Source organism: Salmonella sp. 5800 (assembly GCF_046558195.1).
Classification (GTDB): domain Bacteria; phylum Pseudomonadota; class Gammaproteobacteria; order Enterobacterales; family Enterobacteriaceae; genus Salmonella; species Salmonella enterica.
On sequence record NZ_JBGDOX010000001.1, the window covers coordinates 469,798 to 485,723 of the forward strand.

At 51.5% G+C, this 15,926-nt stretch carries 20 protein-coding genes; 14 read left to right on the top strand and 6 right to left on the bottom strand.

Features of this window, described 5'->3' with window-relative positions; translation table 11 throughout:
- Position 1 precedes the first annotated feature (1 nt).
- The 7 genes from trpCF to ACLJZ5_RS02335 all read left to right on the top strand — a co-directional run bounded on the left by trpCF (position 2) and on the right by ACLJZ5_RS02335 (position 6,102).
- Positions 2–1,360, top strand: a complete 1,359-nt coding sequence (gene trpCF / locus ACLJZ5_RS02305; RefSeq protein ID WP_001195281.1) for a bifunctional indole-3-glycerol-phosphate synthase TrpC/phosphoribosylanthranilate isomerase TrpF — start codon at positions 2–4, stop codon at positions 1,358–1,360.
- Between the two features lie 9 nt (positions 1,361–1,369).
- A complete protein-coding gene (trpB, locus tag ACLJZ5_RS02310; protein WP_000209485.1) occupies positions 1,370–2,563 on the top strand; it encodes a tryptophan synthase subunit beta in 1,194 nt (397 codons plus the stop codon).
- A complete protein-coding gene (gene trpA / locus ACLJZ5_RS02315; RefSeq protein WP_000443029.1) occupies positions 2,563–3,369 on the top strand; it encodes a tryptophan synthase subunit alpha in 807 nt (268 codons plus the stop codon). The genes trpB and trpA overlap by 1 nt, the downstream gene beginning before the upstream one ends.
- Before the next feature lie 479 nt (positions 3,370–3,848).
- Positions 3,849–4,031: a general stress protein gene (locus ACLJZ5_RS02320; protein ID WP_000807657.1), complete on the top strand. Its 183-nt coding sequence runs from the start codon at positions 3,849–3,851 to the stop codon at positions 4,029–4,031.
- An 89-nt stretch (positions 4,032–4,120) separates the two neighbouring features.
- Positions 4,121–4,624, top strand: coding sequence for a ferritin-like domain-containing protein (locus ACLJZ5_RS02325; protein ID WP_001022822.1), 504 nt, complete (start codon positions 4,121–4,123; stop codon positions 4,622–4,624).
- 73 nt (positions 4,625–4,697) lie between these two features.
- Positions 4,698–5,204, top strand: coding sequence for a ferritin-like domain-containing protein (locus ACLJZ5_RS02330; protein ID WP_001109977.1), 507 nt, complete (start codon positions 4,698–4,700; stop codon positions 5,202–5,204).
- A 19-nt stretch (positions 5,205–5,223) separates the two neighbouring features.
- The gene (locus ACLJZ5_RS02335; protein WP_000488353.1) at positions 5,224–6,102 is read left to right on the top strand and encodes a manganese catalase family protein; all 879 of its coding nucleotides are present in this window, start codon (positions 5,224–5,226) and stop codon (positions 6,100–6,102) included.
- A gap of 81 nt (positions 6,103–6,183) precedes the next feature.
- Here ACLJZ5_RS02335 and ompW read toward each other — a convergent pair whose 3' ends face one another.
- Positions 6,184–6,822 carry an outer membrane protein OmpW gene (gene ompW, locus ACLJZ5_RS02340; RefSeq protein WP_000714798.1) on the bottom strand — a complete coding sequence of 213 codons (639 nt, stop codon included), beginning with the start codon at positions 6,820–6,822 and terminating at the stop codon, positions 6,184–6,186.
- 337 nt (positions 6,823–7,159) lie between these two features.
- On the opposite strand from ompW, the gene ACLJZ5_RS02345 reads away from it, so the two are divergent.
- The 4 genes from ACLJZ5_RS02345 (at position 7,160) to yciA (ending at position 9,491) form a co-directional block, all read left to right on the top strand.
- Positions 7,160–7,564 (top strand): YkgJ family cysteine cluster protein, encoded by a 405-nt coding sequence (locus ACLJZ5_RS02345; protein WP_000114955.1) that lies wholly within the window; start codon positions 7,160–7,162, stop codon positions 7,562–7,564.
- 25 nt (positions 7,565–7,589) lie between these two features.
- Complete coding sequence (locus ACLJZ5_RS02350) at positions 7,590–8,333, top strand: YciC family protein (protein WP_000028507.1); 744 nt, start codon at positions 7,590–7,592, stop codon at positions 8,331–8,333.
- Positions 8,334–8,389: 56 nt separating this feature from the next.
- Entirely contained in the window at positions 8,390–8,929 is a 540-nt protein-coding gene (locus ACLJZ5_RS02355; RefSeq protein WP_000808682.1) for a septation protein A, read from the top strand.
- 160 nt (positions 8,930–9,089) lie between these two features.
- Complete coding sequence (gene yciA / locus ACLJZ5_RS02360; protein WP_000210317.1) at positions 9,090–9,491, top strand: acyl-CoA thioester hydrolase YciA; 402 nt, start codon at positions 9,090–9,092, stop codon at positions 9,489–9,491.
- Positions 9,492–9,550: 59 nt separating this feature from the next.
- Here yciA and tonB read toward each other — a convergent pair whose 3' ends face one another.
- Entirely contained in the window at positions 9,551–10,279 is a 729-nt protein-coding gene (tonB, locus tag ACLJZ5_RS02365; RefSeq protein ID WP_001525247.1) for a TonB system transport protein TonB, read from the bottom strand.
- A gap of 223 nt (positions 10,280–10,502) precedes the next feature.
- On the opposite strand from tonB, the gene ACLJZ5_RS02370 reads away from it, so the two are divergent.
- Positions 10,503–10,799 (top strand): YciI family protein, encoded by a 297-nt coding sequence (locus ACLJZ5_RS02370; RefSeq protein WP_000967605.1) that lies wholly within the window; start codon positions 10,503–10,505, stop codon positions 10,797–10,799.
- A gap of 43 nt (positions 10,800–10,842) precedes the next feature.
- On the opposite strand, the gene ACLJZ5_RS02375 is transcribed toward ACLJZ5_RS02370, so the two are convergent.
- On the bottom strand, positions 10,843–11,016 hold the full coding sequence (locus ACLJZ5_RS02375) for a YciY family protein (RefSeq protein ID WP_001531561.1): 174 nt from the start codon (positions 11,014–11,016) through the stop codon (positions 10,843–10,845).
- 142 nt (positions 11,017–11,158) lie between these two features.
- Here ACLJZ5_RS02375 and cls point away from each other — a divergent pair, with 142 nt between their 5' ends.
- Positions 11,159–12,619 (top strand): cardiolipin synthase, encoded by a 1,461-nt coding sequence (gene cls, locus ACLJZ5_RS02380; RefSeq protein ID WP_000206886.1) that lies wholly within the window; start codon positions 11,159–11,161, stop codon positions 12,617–12,619.
- 33 nt (positions 12,620–12,652) lie between these two features.
- Positions 12,653–12,982 (top strand): HI1450 family dsDNA-mimic protein, encoded by a 330-nt coding sequence (locus ACLJZ5_RS02385; protein WP_000425070.1) that lies wholly within the window; start codon positions 12,653–12,655, stop codon positions 12,980–12,982.
- Between the two features lie 47 nt (positions 12,983–13,029).
- Here ACLJZ5_RS02385 and ACLJZ5_RS02390 read toward each other — a convergent pair whose 3' ends face one another.
- From ACLJZ5_RS02390 to ACLJZ5_RS02400, 3 genes are read right to left on the bottom strand one after another with little or no spacing between them, the layout of a single operon-like run.
- Positions 13,030–13,866 (bottom strand): ion transporter, encoded by an 837-nt coding sequence (locus ACLJZ5_RS02390; protein WP_000059074.1) that lies wholly within the window; start codon positions 13,864–13,866, stop codon positions 13,030–13,032.
- A 47-nt stretch (positions 13,867–13,913) separates the two neighbouring features.
- A complete protein-coding gene (oppF, locus tag ACLJZ5_RS02395; RefSeq protein ID WP_000994698.1) occupies positions 13,914–14,918 on the bottom strand; it encodes a murein tripeptide/oligopeptide ABC transporter ATP-binding protein OppF in 1,005 nt (334 codons plus the stop codon).
- The gene (locus tag ACLJZ5_RS02400; protein ID WP_000058857.1) at positions 14,915–15,922 is read right to left on the bottom strand and encodes an ABC transporter ATP-binding protein; all 1,008 of its coding nucleotides are present in this window, start codon (positions 15,920–15,922) and stop codon (positions 14,915–14,917) included. Before ACLJZ5_RS02400 ends, oppF begins: the two co-directional genes overlap by 4 nt.
- Between the last annotated feature and the right edge of the window lie 4 nt (positions 15,923–15,926).

Genomic DNA, 15,926 nt, shown 5'->3' on the forward strand with positions numbered 1-15,926 from the left:
AATGCAAACCGTTTTAGCGAAAATCGTCGCAGACAAGGCGATTTGGGTAGAAGCCCGCAAACAGCAACAGCCGCTGGCCAGCTTTCAAAATGAGATCCAGCCAAGTACACGCCATTTTTATGATGCGCTCCAGGGCGCGCGTACCGCCTTTATTCTGGAGTGTAAGAAAGCATCGCCATCAAAAGGCGTGATTCGCGACGATTTCGATCCGGCGCGTATTGCCAGTATTTATAAACATTACGCCTCGGCGATCTCGGTGCTCACCGACGAAAAATATTTTCAGGGGAGCTTCGATTTTCTGCCGGTCGTTAGCCAAAGTGCGCCGCAGCCGATTCTGTGTAAGGATTTTATTATCGATCCCTATCAGATCTACCTTGCCCGTTACTATCAGGCCGATGCCTGTTTACTGATGCTCTCGGTTCTGGATGACGAACAGTATCGCCAACTCTCCGCCGTCGCGCACAGTCTGAAAATGGGCGTGCTCACGGAGGTCAGTAATGACGAAGAACGGGAGCGCGCGATAGCGTTAGGCGCAAAAGTGGTAGGTATCAACAATCGCGATCTGCGCGATCTGTCGATTGATTTGAATCGCACCCGCCAGCTGGCGCCAAAACTGGGCCACGGCGTGACTGTCATCAGCGAGTCCGGGATTAACACCTATGGTCAGGTACGCGAACTGAGCCACTTCGCCAACGGTTTTTTAATTGGTTCCGCGTTAATGGCGCATGACGATCTTAACGCCGCCGTCCGTCGCGTGCTGCTTGGCGAGAATAAAGTCTGCGGCCTGACCCGCGCCCAGGACGCTAAAGCGGCCTGTGACGCTGGCGCAATATATGGCGGGTTGATTTTTGTGCCCTCATCTCCGCGCGCGGTGAGCGTTGAGCAGGCGCGAGAAGTGATAAGCGGCGCGCCATTGCAGTATGTCGGCGTTTTCAAGAACGCTGATATCGCCGATGTTTGCCAGAAAGCCGCCGTCCTGTCGCTTTCTGCCGTACAGCTACATGGCAGCGAAGACCAGGCGTATGTCAACGCGCTGCGCGAGGCGTTGCCGCGCAATGTGCAAATCTGGAAGGCGCTGAGCGTTAGCGATGCTCTTCCCGCACGCGATTATCACCATGTCGATAAATACATTTTCGACAATGGGCAAGGCGGCAGCGGGCAGCGCTTCGACTGGTCACTGCTACAGGGGCAACCGCTGGATAATGTATTACTGGCGGGCGGGCTGGCGGCCGATAACTGCGTCCAGGCGGCGCAAGTCGGCTGTGCCGGTCTCGATTTTAATTCAGGTGTGGAGTCACAGCCGGGCATCAAAGATGCTCGTCTTCTGGCCTCAGTTTTTCAGACACTGCGCGCATATTAAGGAAAAAATATGACAACACTTCTCAATCCCTACTTTGGTGAATTCGGCGGCATGTATGTGCCGCAGATCCTGATGCCTGCGCTGAACCAGCTTGAAGAGGCCTTCGTCAGCGCGCAAAAAGATCCTGAATTTCAGGCGCAATTCGCCGATCTGCTAAAAAACTACGCGGGACGCCCCACCGCGCTGACGAAATGCCAGAACATTACCGCCGGTACGCGTACCACGTTGTATTTAAAGCGCGAAGATTTACTGCACGGCGGCGCACACAAAACCAATCAGGTACTGGGTCAGGCGCTGCTGGCCAAACGGATGGGGAAAAGCGAGATTATCGCTGAAACCGGCGCCGGTCAGCACGGCGTCGCCTCTGCGCTCGCCAGCGCCCTGCTGGGTCTGAAATGCCGTATCTATATGGGCGCCAAAGACGTTGAGCGCCAGTCGCCGAACGTCTTCCGTATGCGTCTGATGGGCGCTGAGGTCATCCCGGTTCATAGCGGCTCCGCTACGCTAAAAGATGCCTGTAACGAGGCGCTGCGCGACTGGTCCGGTAGTTACGAAACCGCGCACTATATGCTCGGCACGGCGGCAGGACCGCATCCCTATCCCACCATCGTTCGCGAGTTCCAACGCATGATTGGCGAAGAGACGAAAGCGCAAATCCTCGACAAAGAGGGCCGTCTGCCAGATGCCGTTATCGCTTGCGTCGGTGGCGGCTCAAACGCTATCGGGATGTTTGCGGATTTTATTAATGATACCAGCGTCGGGCTAATAGGCGTTGAACCTGGCGGTCACGGTATTGAAACCGGCGAGCATGGCGCGCCGCTTAAACATGGTCGCGTTGGCATCTATTTCGGGATGAAAGCGCCGATGATGCAAACAGCGGACGGGCAAATTGAAGAGTCCTATTCCATTTCCGCCGGGCTCGATTTCCCATCCGTTGGGCCGCAACATGCGTACCTGAACAGCATCGGACGCGCGGATTATGTCTCCATTACCGATGATGAGGCGCTGGAAGCCTTCAAAACGTTGTGCCGCCATGAGGGAATTATCCCGGCGCTGGAATCCTCCCACGCGTTGGCGCACGCTCTGAAAATGATGCGCGAGCAGCCGGAAAAAGAGCAACTGCTGGTGGTCAATCTCTCTGGCCGCGGAGATAAAGACATCTTTACCGTACACGATATCCTGAAAGCGCGAGGGGAAATCTGATGGAACGCTACGAAAATTTATTTGCACAGCTCAACGATCGCCGGGAAGGCGCTTTTGTCCCCTTCGTGACCCTGGGCGACCCTGGCATTGAACAGTCACTGAAAATTATCGACACACTGATTGACGCTGGCGCCGACGCTCTGGAGCTGGGGGTTCCCTTCTCCGATCCGCTGGCCGATGGCCCTACCATCCAGAATGCGAACTTACGCGCCTTCGCCGCTGGCGTCACGCCGGCTCAGTGTTTTGAAATGCTGGCGCTGATTCGTGAAAAACACCCGACCATTCCGATTGGCCTGCTAATGTACGCGAATCTGGTGTTCAATAACGGCATAGATGCGTTCTATGCCCGCTGTGAACAGGTTGGCGTAGATTCCGTGCTGGTCGCAGATGTCCCGGTTGAAGAATCGGCCCCCTTCCGCCAGGCGGCGTTACGGCATAACATCGCGCCGATCTTCATCTGCCCACCAAATGCGGATGACGATCTTCTGCGCCAGGTCGCATCTTACGGCCGCGGTTACACCTACCTGCTTTCGCGTTCGGGCGTCACCGGCGCGGAAAACCGTGGCGCATTGCCGTTGCATCATCTCATTGAGAAGCTTAAAGAGTACCATGCCGCGCCTGCGTTACAGGGCTTCGGTATCTCCTCGCCGGAACAGGTGTCTGCGGCCGTGCGTGCCGGGGCGGCTGGCGCTATCTCCGGCTCAGCCATTGTCAAGATTATCGAGAAAAACCTCGCGTCTCCCGAACAGATGTTGGCGGAGCTCAGGTCCTTTGTCTCAGCCATGAAAGCCGCCAGCCGCGCATAACGGGTTAAGCCGTCAGCATAACGCTGGCGGCTTAATGAGTGGCTGGCGCCGAACCAGAATCACGATTCAGACGTACATCATCAATCTTTTTGGTGTTATTCCCCGTCCAGCTTTCAAAAAGTCTGAAGTCAATTTCTGCTAAGAAAACTCCTAATCACGCCGAAAAATTTAGCGTTTTCACGTCAATTTCCCCCGCCTTTATGTAAAGAAATGTCAGCAAACAATGCATTAACGTTTCCAGGGCCGCAGATAGTGACGCTTGTTATTAATAACAATGCAAAGCATTCTCTGTTAAATCGCTTATTCTAAAAGAAAATATAGAATATATTATCTCTAAACCATTTTTTGTGCGTTATTTACGCGGTAAATCACAATTATTTCCGTCAATTTGACTAATCGGTTTAACCAACTAATTTTAATAGGGTGTCGACACGGTTAAAACCGATTTTTTCAGCAAGCAACGAGACAGGAGAAATAATATGGCCGAACATCGTGGTGGTTCAGGAAATTTCGCCGAGAATCGTGAAAAAGCATCTGAAGCGGGCCGCAAAGGTGGTCAGCATAGCGGCGGGAATTTCAAAAACGATCCGCAACGAGCTTCTGAAGCCGGTAAAAAAGGTGGTCAGAATAGTCACGGCGGACGTAAATCCGATAATTCCTGATTTACTGTAATGTAAATATAACACATGCTTTTATCAAGCAATCTGCGAGTCTTCTGGCTCGCAGTATTTTGCCCAGGAGAATTAGATTTATGAATATCAAAACCGTTGAAGACCTTTTTATCCATCTACTTTCAGATACCTATAGTGCAGAAAAACAATTAACCAAGGCTCTTCCTAAACTTGCCAGAGCCACGTCCAATGAAAAATTAAGCCAGGCCTTTCAATCTCATCTTGAAGAAACCCAGGGTCAGATTGAACGTATTGATCAGATCGTCGAATCTGAATCTGGCATTAAACTGAAAAGAATGAAATGCGTCGCTATGGAAGGGCTGATTGAAGAAGCCAATGAAGTCATCGAAAGTACGGAGAAAAACGAAGTACGCGATGCAGCGCTTATCGCCGCGGCGCAAAAAGTCGAGCATTACGAAATCGCCAGCTACGGCACGCTAGCCACCCTGGCCGAGCAGCTCGGCTATAGCAAAGCATTAAAACTGCTCAAAGAAACCCTCGACGAGGAAAAACAAACTGATTTAAAACTTACCGATTTAGCAGTCAGCAATGTTAATAAAAGTGCTGAACGCAAATCGAAATAATATTTTTAATTATCAGCTTGCATGATTCCGATTTTATTATCGGAGCAGATTATCACGCATTGAGGAATGTAAAATGAATTATACTGAACATTATCATGACTGGCTTCGTGACGCCCATGCCATGGAAAAACAGGCAGAATCGATGCTTGAATCTATGGCCAGCCGTATTGAAAATTATCCTGATATAAAAGCCAGAATTGAACAACATATTAGTGAAACCAAACATCAAATTACCATGCTCGAAGAAGTGTTGGACCGTAATGGCATTTCCCGTTCGGTATTGAAAGACTCCATGAGTAAAATGGCAGCAATGGGGCAATCTATCGGTGGCATGTTCCCCTCCGATGAAATTGTCAAAGGTTCAATTAGCGGTTATGTTTTCGAACAGTTCGAAATTGCTTGTTATACCTCTCTGCTGGCAGCGGCAAAAAAAGCTGGCGACACTGCCTCAATTCCGACGATTGAAGCTATTCTGAAAGAAGAAATGCAAATGGCTGACTGGCTTATCAAACATATTCCGCAGACAACGGAACAATTTTTACTGCGATCTGAAGCAGATGGCGTTGAAGCCAAAAAATAAATAATAAGCAGGAGGCAATATGTTTCGACACGTAAAACAACTTCAATATACTGTGCGAGTGAGCGAACCTAATCCTGGATTAGCGAACCTGCTGCTGGAACAGTTTGGCGGCCCGCAGGGAGAACTGGCGGCCGCCTGCCGCTACTTCACGCAAGGTTTAAGCGATGACGATGCCGGTCGTAGAGAGATGTTAATGGACATCGCCACCGAGGAGCTGAGTCATCTGGAAATTATCGGCTCACTGGTAGGAATGCTTAATAAAGGCGCTAAAGGCGAGCTGGCGGAAGGCACCGAAAGCGAAGCGGAACTTTATCGCTCGCTGACGCAGAATGGTAATGACAGCCATATCACCTCTCTGTTGTATGGCGGCGGCCCGGCGTTGACGAACTCCGGCGGCGTGCCGTGGACCGCGGCTTATATTGATACTATCGGCGAAGTCACAGCCGATCTACGCTCAAACATCGCGGCAGAGGCGCGAGCGAAGATCATTTATGAACGCCTGATTAACCTGACCGACGATCCTGGCGTAAAAGACACGCTCAGTTTCTTAATGACCCGTGAAGTCGCGCACCAGCTCTCTTTTGAAAAGGCGCTGTATTCGATTCGTAACAACTTCCCGCCGGGTAAATTACCGCCGGTAGAACAGTATACCGACGTGTACTACAACATGTCGCAAGGCGACGATCCGCGAGGTAGCTGGAATAGCGATGAGAACTTCAACTATGTCGCAGAACCGATGCCTGCTGTTGATGGCGGCGATGGCCTGGCGACAGTGAAATTGCCGCGCGAGCAGTTGGCGCTGCTCAAAGCGATGGCAGAAAGAACGAAATCGGACCCCACCGTTGATCCTCTCACTGGCGCAGAACTAGGCTGCGGCGAACCGAAAGAAGACAAGTGAGTTCCGACAAGTAAAATCCGTGTGTCATGTCCTTTTTTGACCCCGCCTGGCGGGGTCTTTTTTCGTCACAACATCATGCGATTAGAAACGATAGCCTGCCGAGAACATAAATACCCATGGGTCCAGACGCACGCTGTCATGCTGCTGCACGCCGCCCATTTTATAATTGGCGGTAGTATCAATATCCATGTACCAGACAGAGGCGCCAATTAACCAGTCGCGGTTAATCAGGTAATCTACCCCAACTTGCCCTGCCGCGCCCCAGGAATCCTTAAAGCTCAGATCGGACAGCCCGGTCTTTTTACCATTATCGTTAAAGTCGTTATCGAAGAAGGTGGTGTAGTTCACCCCCACGCCGACATAAGGACGCACTTTGCTGCTGGAATCGCCGAAGTACCACTGCGCCATTAACGTTGGCGGTAACAGGTGGACCGTGGCGATATCACCCGTCGCGCCCGTACCCACCTTATGGCGGAACGGCGTGGCCGCCAGTAATTCAACCCCGATATTGTCCGTCGCCATGTAAGTGAATGTCAGGCCGAGTTGCGTGTTATTACTCACATCAAACCCGTTTAAATGCCCCAGCGTACCACCCGCCCCTTCTGTAGGTCTGACGGTTGCCGGACCTGCACGCATAAAGAATTCTCCGGCTTCGTGCGCGAACGCGCTGCCTGAGAGAAGAGTTGTTAACGCCAGTGCCGCCACTGTAAATTTTTTCATACCCGCTCCATCGTTATGGTTATAAAAGCGTGATGAATATACCCACAATGAAGTAATAAGTGATCTAACACAGATCACATTTGTTCTTATAATTTAACATTTATTGATCCAGATTAATTTAGAACTTGCATTGAAAATCCTGGTTATAGGAATTCAGATCAATTTTGACATATTCACGCTATGCAAATATTTGTCTGCTCCTGTTGCCCTGGCGATAAAGGCTGGCTAAGGTAATCCATGTCCCGCAATGGCGCGTGGCGTTAAGATTCGCGAACACTGCGGGACAGCTTAATTTCCGTTGTAATCTATTGATACGTGAGTTTTTTGCAGGTGAATCATGAGCGTTCTTAACCCATGCATGACATGCGGTGCCTGTTGTGCCTATTTTCGTGTCTCCTTTTATTGGGCTGAAGGCGACGATGCCAGCGGACGCGTTCCGGCGTCATTAACCGAGCCCGTTACCCCTTTTTTACGTTGTATGGCCGGTACCAACCAAAAACAGCCGCACTGTAAAGCGCTAATTGGCACGCCGGGTGAAAACGTCAGTTGCGCTATTTATGAAAACCGCCCTTCAACCTGTCGCGAATTTTCGATATCGGGCGAAGGAGGCGAAGTGAATGAGGCGTGCAATCGCGCCCGCGCGCGATACGGATTACCGCCGCTTTACAAAGATATGCTTTTCCATACAACTGCTGATGCTGCCACTGTAGAGTTATCCAGGGTACAATTGCCCGCAAATTAACACCTGCAAAACTCAAGGAGAGTGCATGTCTATCACGGCGAAGTCCGTTTACCGTGACGCCGGAAATTTTTTCCGAAATCAATTTATTACTATCTTGCTGGTTTCGTTGCTGTGCGCATTTATCACGGTGGTCTTAGGTCATGCCTTTTCACCCAGCGATGCGCAAATCGCGCAACTCAGTGAAGGAGAACATCTGGCAGGCAGCGCTGGCCTGTTTGAGCTGGTACAAAATATGACGCCGGAGCAGCAGCAGATCCTGTTGCGCGCCTCTGCCGCCTCGACGTTTTCCGGGCTTATCGGCAACGCTATTCTGGCCGGCGGTATCATCCTGATGATTCAGTTAGTTTCAGCGGGACATCGGGTTAGCGCGCTGCGCGCTATCGGCGCCAGCGCCCCTGCATTGCCTAAACTGTTTATTCTTATTTTTCTGACTACCCTGTTAGTGCAAATCGGTATAATGCTGATTGTCGTTCCGGGGATTATTATGGCCATTGTGCTGGCGCTTGCGCCAGTGATGTTGGTTGAAGAGAAAATGGGCGTGTTTGCCGCAATGCGCAGCAGTATGCGTTTAGCCTGGGCTAACATGAGACTGGTCGCGCCTGCGGTGATAGGCTGGTTGCTGGCTAAAACATTGCTATTGCTGTTCGCGCCCAGCTTCGCTGTACTGACCCCAAATGTAGGCGCTGTACTGGCGAATACGTTGAGCAATCTGATTTCCGCAGTGTTGCTTATCTACTTATTCCGCCTGTATATGTTGATTCGCCAATAATCCGCAATGCGCCGTTACGCGGCGCATTCGACGCTCGTTGATGATGGAATCGAAGAATGAAGCAGTTTCTGGATTTTTTACCGCTGGTTGTCTTTTTTGCGTTTTATAAACTTTATGACATCTATGCGGCGACCTCCGCACTGATTGTCGCGACGGCAATCGTGCTGATTTATAGCTGGGTGCGCTATCGGAAAATAGAGAAGATGGCGCTGATTACCTTTGTTCTGGTTGCCGTCTTCGGCGGTCTGACGCTCTTCTTCCATAACGATGAATTTATTAAATGGAAGGTGACGGTTATTTATGCGCTGTTCGCCGGCGCGCTGTTAATAAGCCAGTGGGTGATGAAAAAACCGTTAATCCAACGTATGTTAGGTAAAGAACTGGCGTTGCCGCAACAGGTCTGGTCAAAGCTGAACCTGGCGTGGGCGCTGTTTTTTATTGCGTGCGGTCTGGCTAACATTTATATCGCCTTCTGGTTGCCGCAAAATATCTGGGTCAACTTTAAGGTCTTTGGACTCACGGCGCTGACGCTCATTTTTACCCTGCTGAGCGGCGTCTATATCTACCGGCATCTGCCACAGGAAGATAAATCATAACCCTCCCGTGACTTATCATCGCCAGACTGCGAACGCCTGGCGATATTTTCTCCGCCTTTACGCCCTGCGCTTTCCCGTCAGTACCTTTATTCCCACTATTCTCCACACAAAATTCATAGTAGCATCGCGGCTGTAATTTTTTCTGATAGTCGGTTTTACAATGACAACAATGGATAATACTCCTCAGGGCGAGCTGGTTTTACGTACATTGGCCATGCCTGCCGATACCAATGCGAACGGCGATATTTTTGGCGGCTGGCTGATGTCGCAAATGGATATTGGCGGCGCGATACTGGCCAAAGAGATCGCGCACGGTCGGGTTGTAACCGTACGCGTGGAAGGAATGACATTTCTGCGCCCCGTCGCGGTTGGCGATGTCGTATGCTGCTACGCGCGCTGCGTTAAACGCGGTACGACGTCTATTAGCATCAATATTGAAGTCTGGGTGAAAAAAGTCGCGTCAGAACCGATTGGACAGCGCTACAAGGCCACCGAGGCGCTGTTTATTTATGTTGCCGTCGATCCGGACGGTAAACCTCGCCCGCTCCCGGTTCAGGGTTAAGTATACCCGCTTACGCCGCCAGCAGGTGATGGTATATTCCTGGCTGGCGGCGCCAGAGATTACTCAATCTGCGCCGTACCGTTCAGACGGAAGATAATATTGACCACCAGCCCGGAACCCGGCTTGCCTGCTTCATAGCGCCATTTGCGCATCGCATTCTTAACTTCACGCTCAAACATATTGGCTGGCTGCGCGGACAGAATCTGTACATTTTCCACTCGCCCAGCAGAGGTCACGTCAAACTTCACCTTTACGCGGCCTTCAATACGTAACGCCTGTGCTCGCGCCGGATATTGCGGCTGGTTACGGCTCAGAGCGCGAGGTCCAGTGGGCACGCTCACCGCCGGCTTGCTGGTCGCCGACGCGGTGCTGCTTGTTGGCCGCGCCGGGGCGCTATTTTCAAACGGTGAGGCAGGACGCGGCGCGGCCGGTTTGACTTCGCGCTTCGGCTGCTCTTCAACCTTTTTCACCGGTTCCGGTTTCGGTTTTGGCTTGGGTTTTGGCTTAGGTTTGGGTTTCTCAATCACCACGGGCGCTTCTTTAGGCGGTTCAGGGATCGGCTCTGGCTCCGGTTCGGGTTCAACCACCGGTTCCGGCGGCGGCTGAACCGCCTGGGGCGGCTCCAGGTCAGCGGGTGAAACCATTGTCACCGTGATAGGCTGCGCTGGCGCAGGCAATTCAATAACCTGATGTACCGAGGTATAGAGCAAACCTGCCACTACAGCACCATGAATGCCTACGGAAAGGAGTGTCGGCCAGGGAAAGCGACGAGGTAAATCAAGGGTCATTGAAGTCATAATCGTTTCAGTTGAAAAACCAGAGCTGAATTTTAAATGCAAATAGCAATCATATTCAATAAGGCATTGCCGATAGCGGCATTTAAAAGATGATATTGCACAAAAACACCACACAAAATGTGCATGTTTAACAAAGTCGGTATCTTTACATTGCAGTTAAATGCCCTTTCCAATAACGTAATCAGCAACTTTTACCGATTAAGGAGCTCTACCCGTGCTGTATGTTATTTACGCTCAGGATAATGCCAACTCGCTTGAAAAACGCCTCTCGGTACGGCCCGCGCATCTGGCGCGCCTGCAACTTCTGCATGATGAAGGGCGATTATTAACTGCCGGGCCGATGCCCGCAGTGGACAGTAACGATCCTGGGGTAGCCGGATTTACCGGGTCAACGGTGATTGCTGAATTTGAATCTTTAGAAGCGGCGCAATCCTGGGCTGATGCGGACCCCTACGTCGCAGCGGGCGTCTATGCGCAGGTTTCGGTCAAACCGTATAAGAAGATCTTTTGAAAAGGATGGCCTGTTGGGCACCGCATACGGTGCCCTTTCTGGCTCACACACCGTGAATCGCAAAGAGTAATGAATTACGCTGACGATTAAAGATGCATTTCCTGATGGTATGGATACGCATATTACGGCGTGATTGCCCTTCAAGCCAACGCGCTTTACGGCGGCTCGCCTGACGTAGCATTCGCCAGCGCCCCACTTCCGTTCTACTACGCTTCATGTTTACGACTCTCACTGTAACAGAAGCGCCATTATACCCCCTCGCCGGATGCAGACCAGCGCTTTTCCCGTGTTTTTATTTGCCATGTGAATCCTGACGCGTAAACTCTTAACAACACGCTTTCTAAAGGATTTTTAAAGTTATGACAACCTTCTACACCGTGGTGAGTTGGCTGGTCATTTTGGGATACTGGGTTCTCATTGCCGGCGTCACATTACGTATTCTAATGAAACGGCGCGCAGTTCCCTCCGCAATGGCCTGGTTGTTAATCATCTATATCCTTCCGCTGGTCGGGATCATCGCCTATTTGTCCGTGGGCGAATTGCATTTAGGCAAACGTCGCGCCGAGCGTGCCCGCGCCATGTGGCCGTCTACCGCCAAATGGTTGAATGACCTCAAAGCCTGCAAACACATTTTCGCGCAAGAAAACAGTAGCGTCGCATCGTCCTTGTTTAAGCTGTGCGAACGACGTCAGGGGATTGCGGGCGTCAAAGGCAACCAGTTGCAATTGCTTACCGACTCCGATGATGTCATGCAGGCGCTTATTCGCGATATCCAACTGGCGCGGCATAATATCGAAATGGTGTTTTACATCTGGCAGCCAGGCGGCATGGCGGATCAGGTCGCTGAATCGTTAATGGCCGCCGCCCGCCGCGGCATCCACTGCCGGCTTATGCTGGATTCCGCGGGTAGCGTCGCTTTCTTCCGCAGCCCCTGGGCGGCCATGATGCGTAACGCTGGCATTGAAGTCGTAGAGGCGCTGAAGGTGAATCTGATGCGCGTCTTTTTACGCCGTATGGATCTTCGCCAGCACCGTAAAATGGTGATGATTGACAATTACATCGCCTATACCGGCAGTATGAATATGGTGGACCCGCGTTTTTTCAAACAGGATGCCGGCGTTGGGCAATGGGTCGATTTGATGGCGCGGATGGAGGGCCCCGTGGCGACAGCAATGGGGATTGTTTACTCCTGCGATTGGGAAATCGAGACGGGTAAACGCATTCTGCCTCCCCCGCCGGACGTGAATATTATGCCGTTTGAGCAGGCCAGCGGGCATACCATTCATACCATTGCTTCCGGTCCTGGTTTTCCGGAAGATCTCATTCACCAGGCACTATTAACCGCCACCTATGCTGCGCGCGAATATTTAATTATGACCACGCCATATTTCGTCCCCAGCGACGATCTGCTGCACGCTATTTGTACCGCTGCGCAGCGCGGCGTGGATGTCAGTATTATCCTGCCCCGTAAAAATGATTCACTGCTCGTCGGCTGGGCCAGTCGCGCCTTTTTTAGCGAGTTACTGGCGGCGGGCGTGAAAATCTATCAGTTCGAAGGCGGGCTGTTGCATACCAAAAGCGTGCTGGTCGATGGCGAACTGAGCCTGGTCGGTACCGTGAATCTCGACATGCGTAGCCTGTGGCTTAATTTCGAGATTACGCTGGTCATTGATGATACGGGTTTCGGCGCCGATCTGGCTGCGGTACAGGACGATTATATTTCGCGCTCCCGCCTGTTAGATGCGCGTTTGTGGGTAAAACGTCCGTTATGGCAGCGTATTACCGAGCGATTGTTTTACTTCTTTAGTCCATTGCTGTAAAACGTGACCAACATGAGTAAACAGGTAGTCACTATGGAAATGGATCTGAACAATCGCCTGACTGAAGACGAAACGCTTGAGCAGGCTTACGATATTTTTCTTGAGCTGGCGGCGGATAATCTTGATCCGGCTGATATCATTCTGTTCAATTTGCAATTCGAGGAGCGCGGCGGTGCGGAGTTGTTTGATCCCGCTGAAGACTGGCAAGAGCACGTTGATTTTGACCTGAATCCAGACTTTTTTGCCGAGGTGGTGATTGGCCTGGCGGATACCGAAGACGGCGAAATTAACGACATTTTCGCCCGCGTTCTGCTATGCCGGGAAAAGGACCACAAGCTGTGCCATATTCTCTGGCGCGAATAAGCGGTTCAGGCCGGATGGCGTTTGATTGCGCCCTCCGGCAAGCCTGTTTAATCCGGTAGCTTACTGCCGCATCGGTTACAATATTGCGCGCTATGTTCATGCTGGCTTTGCTGGCACTGCGGACATTTTCGCTGCCAGTGACGTTTTTGAAACGCGCTGCTCATGTGCGTGGTAATCAGTCCTGTAGGAATCGCAATCACCGAATAACCAATCAAAATAAGCACCGACGCGACAATACGTCCCAGCGGCGTATGCGGCGTAATATCACCGTACCCCACGGTTGTGACTGTCACTATCGCCCAATACACCGAGGCATTAAGCGTCGTGAAGCCATATTTCGGTCCTTCAATAAGATACATCAGGGCACCGAAAATAATCATCACGATCGCAATAAATGAATAGAACAGAATAAGCTGATGACGCGCGCTAATAATGGCGCTCCAGAATACCCGCAGGGATGGCATAAAGCGTAGCAGTTTAAGGATACGCAGTACGCGAATCGCTCGCATAGCGCGCCAGGCAAACATATAGTTCAGGCTAATTTCCGGCCACAGCCACATGACGTACAGCGGCAAAATCGTCACCAGATCAATAAATCCCCAGAAACTAAAAACGTATTTTGCCGGTTCGGGCCAGCTAAACAGTCTGAGCAAGTATTCACCGGTAAATATCAGGGTAACGCAGAGCTCCAGCCAGACAAAAATATGCCATTCATCAAATGTCAGGTGATATTCCGTTCCTACGCCTGATTCAACAAAAATGACCAGTACGCTAAGCAGCGCAAACAGCGCGCATAACCCTTCAAAACGGCGACCTGAGCGCGTAGTCAAATCGAACAGATTATGATAAAGACGACGGCGAACCGACGACAAAGAAAGTGACACGGTAACCTCACCTAAAAGAAGGGCTGACGAATTGTCAGCCCTTGCGATTATAACGGGTCTACTTTAAGGCAGGAAACGGCATGGCGAAAACTCCCTTCCAGCACCGGTCGCGTTTGCGCGCATTCTGGCCCGGCTAGCGGACAGCGTGTACGGAACACGCAGCCGGAAGGCGGGTTAATGGGCGAAGGTAATTCGCCCTCCAGCAATTGTATCTTCTTATTTCGCTCCAGATCGGGATCGGGAATCGGTACCGCCGACATCAGCGCTTTGGTATAAGGATGCAGTGGATTATGGTACACCTCATCATAGGTGCCCAATTCTACTGCATGACCGAGATACATCACCAGGACACGATCGGATATGTGCTTTACGACCGCCAGGTCGTGCGCAATAAAAATCAACGACAGCCCCATCTCTCGCTGTAACTGCTGGAGCAAATTCACCACCTGCGCCTGAATAGAAACGTCCAGCGCCGACACCGGCTCATCGCAAATAATAAGCTTAGGTTCCAGGATCAACGCCCGGGCGATACCGATGCGCTGGCACTGCCCCCCGGAAAATTCATGGGGATAACGGTTGATGAGATTCGGCAGCAGCCCCACTTTCAGCATCATGGCTTTCACGCGGTCACGCACGTCCTGGCGCGAAAGTTTAGGATGATAAGTGCGCAGCGGTTCAGCGATAATTTCGCCAATCGTCATTCGCGGATTGAGTGACGCCAGCGGGTCCTGGAAAATCATCTGGATATCGCTGCGCACCTCGCGCCACTCATCCGCTTTCATGCCCAGCAGATCTTTTCCCAGCCAGGCGACTTTACCGTCTGTCGCCTTCACCAGACCAATAATGGCGCGCGCAAACGTCGACTTGCCGCAGCCGGATTCGCCCACCACGCCCAGCGTTTCGCCTTCATACAGGCGTAGCGTAACGCCGTCCACCGCTTTCAGGGTTTTCGGCGGTTGCCAGAACCACTGCTTTCCTTCTTTGATATCAAAATGTACTTTCAGATCGGCGATTTCGAGGAGAACTTTACGTTGTTCAATCACAGCATTCATAGCAGTTCCTCCACCGGTTTAAAACAGGCGCGCAAGCGACCAGGACTGAACGCTTCAAGTGGCGGCGCATTATTGCAGATCTCCATCGCATGAGGACAACGCGGCTGGAATGGACAACCTTTAGGCAAACGCAATAAATTGGGAGGATTGCCCGGAATCGTCAGCATTTCCGCCCCCTCGCTATCCAGACGCGGCACCGCATTAAGCAGGCCTATCGAATACGGATGAACGGGCTGATAAAAGACATCGCGCGCCTTACCGTATTCCATGGTACGCCCGGCATACATTACCAGGACCTTATCGCAAATACCCGCGACCACGCCCAGATCGTGGGTAATCATGATAATGGCGGTATTAAATTCGCGCTTTAGCTCATTAAGCAAGGTCATAATCTGCGCCTGCACGGTAACATCAAGCGCGGTGGTAGGCTCATCGGCAATAAGCAGTTTCGGCCTGCACAACAGCGCCATCGCAATCATCACACGTTGACGCATTCCGCCGGAAAATTCGTGCGGGTACATTTTCATCCGTTTGCGCGCTTCCGGCATTTTTACGGCATCCAGCATTCTGACGGACTCTTCAAAAGCTTCCGCTTTGCTCATCCCTTTATGCAGCATCAGGACTTCCATTAACTGCTCCCCAACGCGCATATAAGGATTTAGCGAGGTCATCGGGTCCTGAAAAATCATCGAAATCTGTTCTGCGCGCAGCGTATTCAGTTCGCGCTCAGGTAGATTAAGAATTTCACGTCCGTTAAAGGTCGCGGAACCGCCGATTCGACCATTCGTCGCCAGCAGTCCCATTAATGCGAACGCCGTTTGCGATTTCCCCGATCCAGACTCGCCAACAATACCTAACGTTTCTCCAGCGCGAAGCGTAAAGTTCAGATCGTTGACCGCCGTCACATCGCCATCAGGCGTAGCGAACGTAACACGAAGATCGTTTACCTCCAGCAGTACATTCGCCGGTTGCGGCGCCTGAGTTGCGGTTTCTGATAAGCTCATGGCT

Coding starts and splice junctions, on each gene's coding strand:
- trpCF (WP_001195281.1), top strand. CDS start 2: ATGCAAACCGTTTTAGCGAAAATCGTCGCAGACAAGGCGATTTGGGTA.
- trpB (WP_000209485.1), top strand. CDS start 1,370: ATGACAACACTTCTCAATCCCTACTTTGGTGAATTCGGCGGCATGTAT.
- trpA (WP_000443029.1), top strand. CDS start 2,563: ATGGAACGCTACGAAAATTTATTTGCACAGCTCAACGATCGCCGGGAA.
- ACLJZ5_RS02320 (WP_000807657.1), top strand. CDS start 3,849: ATGGCCGAACATCGTGGTGGTTCAGGAAATTTCGCCGAGAATCGTGAA.
- ACLJZ5_RS02325 (WP_001022822.1), top strand. CDS start 4,121: ATGAATATCAAAACCGTTGAAGACCTTTTTATCCATCTACTTTCAGAT.
- ACLJZ5_RS02330 (WP_001109977.1), top strand. CDS start 4,698: ATGAATTATACTGAACATTATCATGACTGGCTTCGTGACGCCCATGCC.
- ACLJZ5_RS02335 (WP_000488353.1), top strand. CDS start 5,224: ATGTTTCGACACGTAAAACAACTTCAATATACTGTGCGAGTGAGCGAA.
- ompW (WP_000714798.1), bottom strand. CDS start 6,822: ATGAAAAAATTTACAGTGGCGGCACTGGCGTTAACAACTCTTCTCTCA.
- ACLJZ5_RS02345 (WP_000114955.1), top strand. CDS start 7,160: ATGAGCGTTCTTAACCCATGCATGACATGCGGTGCCTGTTGTGCCTAT.
- ACLJZ5_RS02350 (WP_000028507.1), top strand. CDS start 7,590: ATGTCTATCACGGCGAAGTCCGTTTACCGTGACGCCGGAAATTTTTTC.
- ACLJZ5_RS02355 (WP_000808682.1), top strand. CDS start 8,390: ATGAAGCAGTTTCTGGATTTTTTACCGCTGGTTGTCTTTTTTGCGTTT.
- yciA (WP_000210317.1), top strand. CDS start 9,090: ATGACAACAATGGATAATACTCCTCAGGGCGAGCTGGTTTTACGTACA.
- tonB (WP_001525247.1), bottom strand. CDS start 10,279: ATGACCCTTGATTTACCTCGTCGCTTTCCCTGGCCGACACTCCTTTCC.
- ACLJZ5_RS02375 (WP_001531561.1), bottom strand. CDS start 11,016: ATGAAGCGTAGTAGAACGGAAGTGGGGCGCTGGCGAATGCTACGTCAG.
- cls (WP_000206886.1), top strand. CDS start 11,159: ATGACAACCTTCTACACCGTGGTGAGTTGGCTGGTCATTTTGGGATAC.
- ACLJZ5_RS02385 (WP_000425070.1), top strand. CDS start 12,653: ATGGAAATGGATCTGAACAATCGCCTGACTGAAGACGAAACGCTTGAG.
- oppF (WP_000994698.1), bottom strand. CDS start 14,918: ATGAATGCTGTGATTGAACAACGTAAAGTTCTCCTCGAAATCGCCGAT.
- ACLJZ5_RS02400 (WP_000058857.1), bottom strand. CDS start 15,922: ATGAGCTTATCAGAAACCGCAACTCAGGCGCCGCAACCGGCGAATGTA.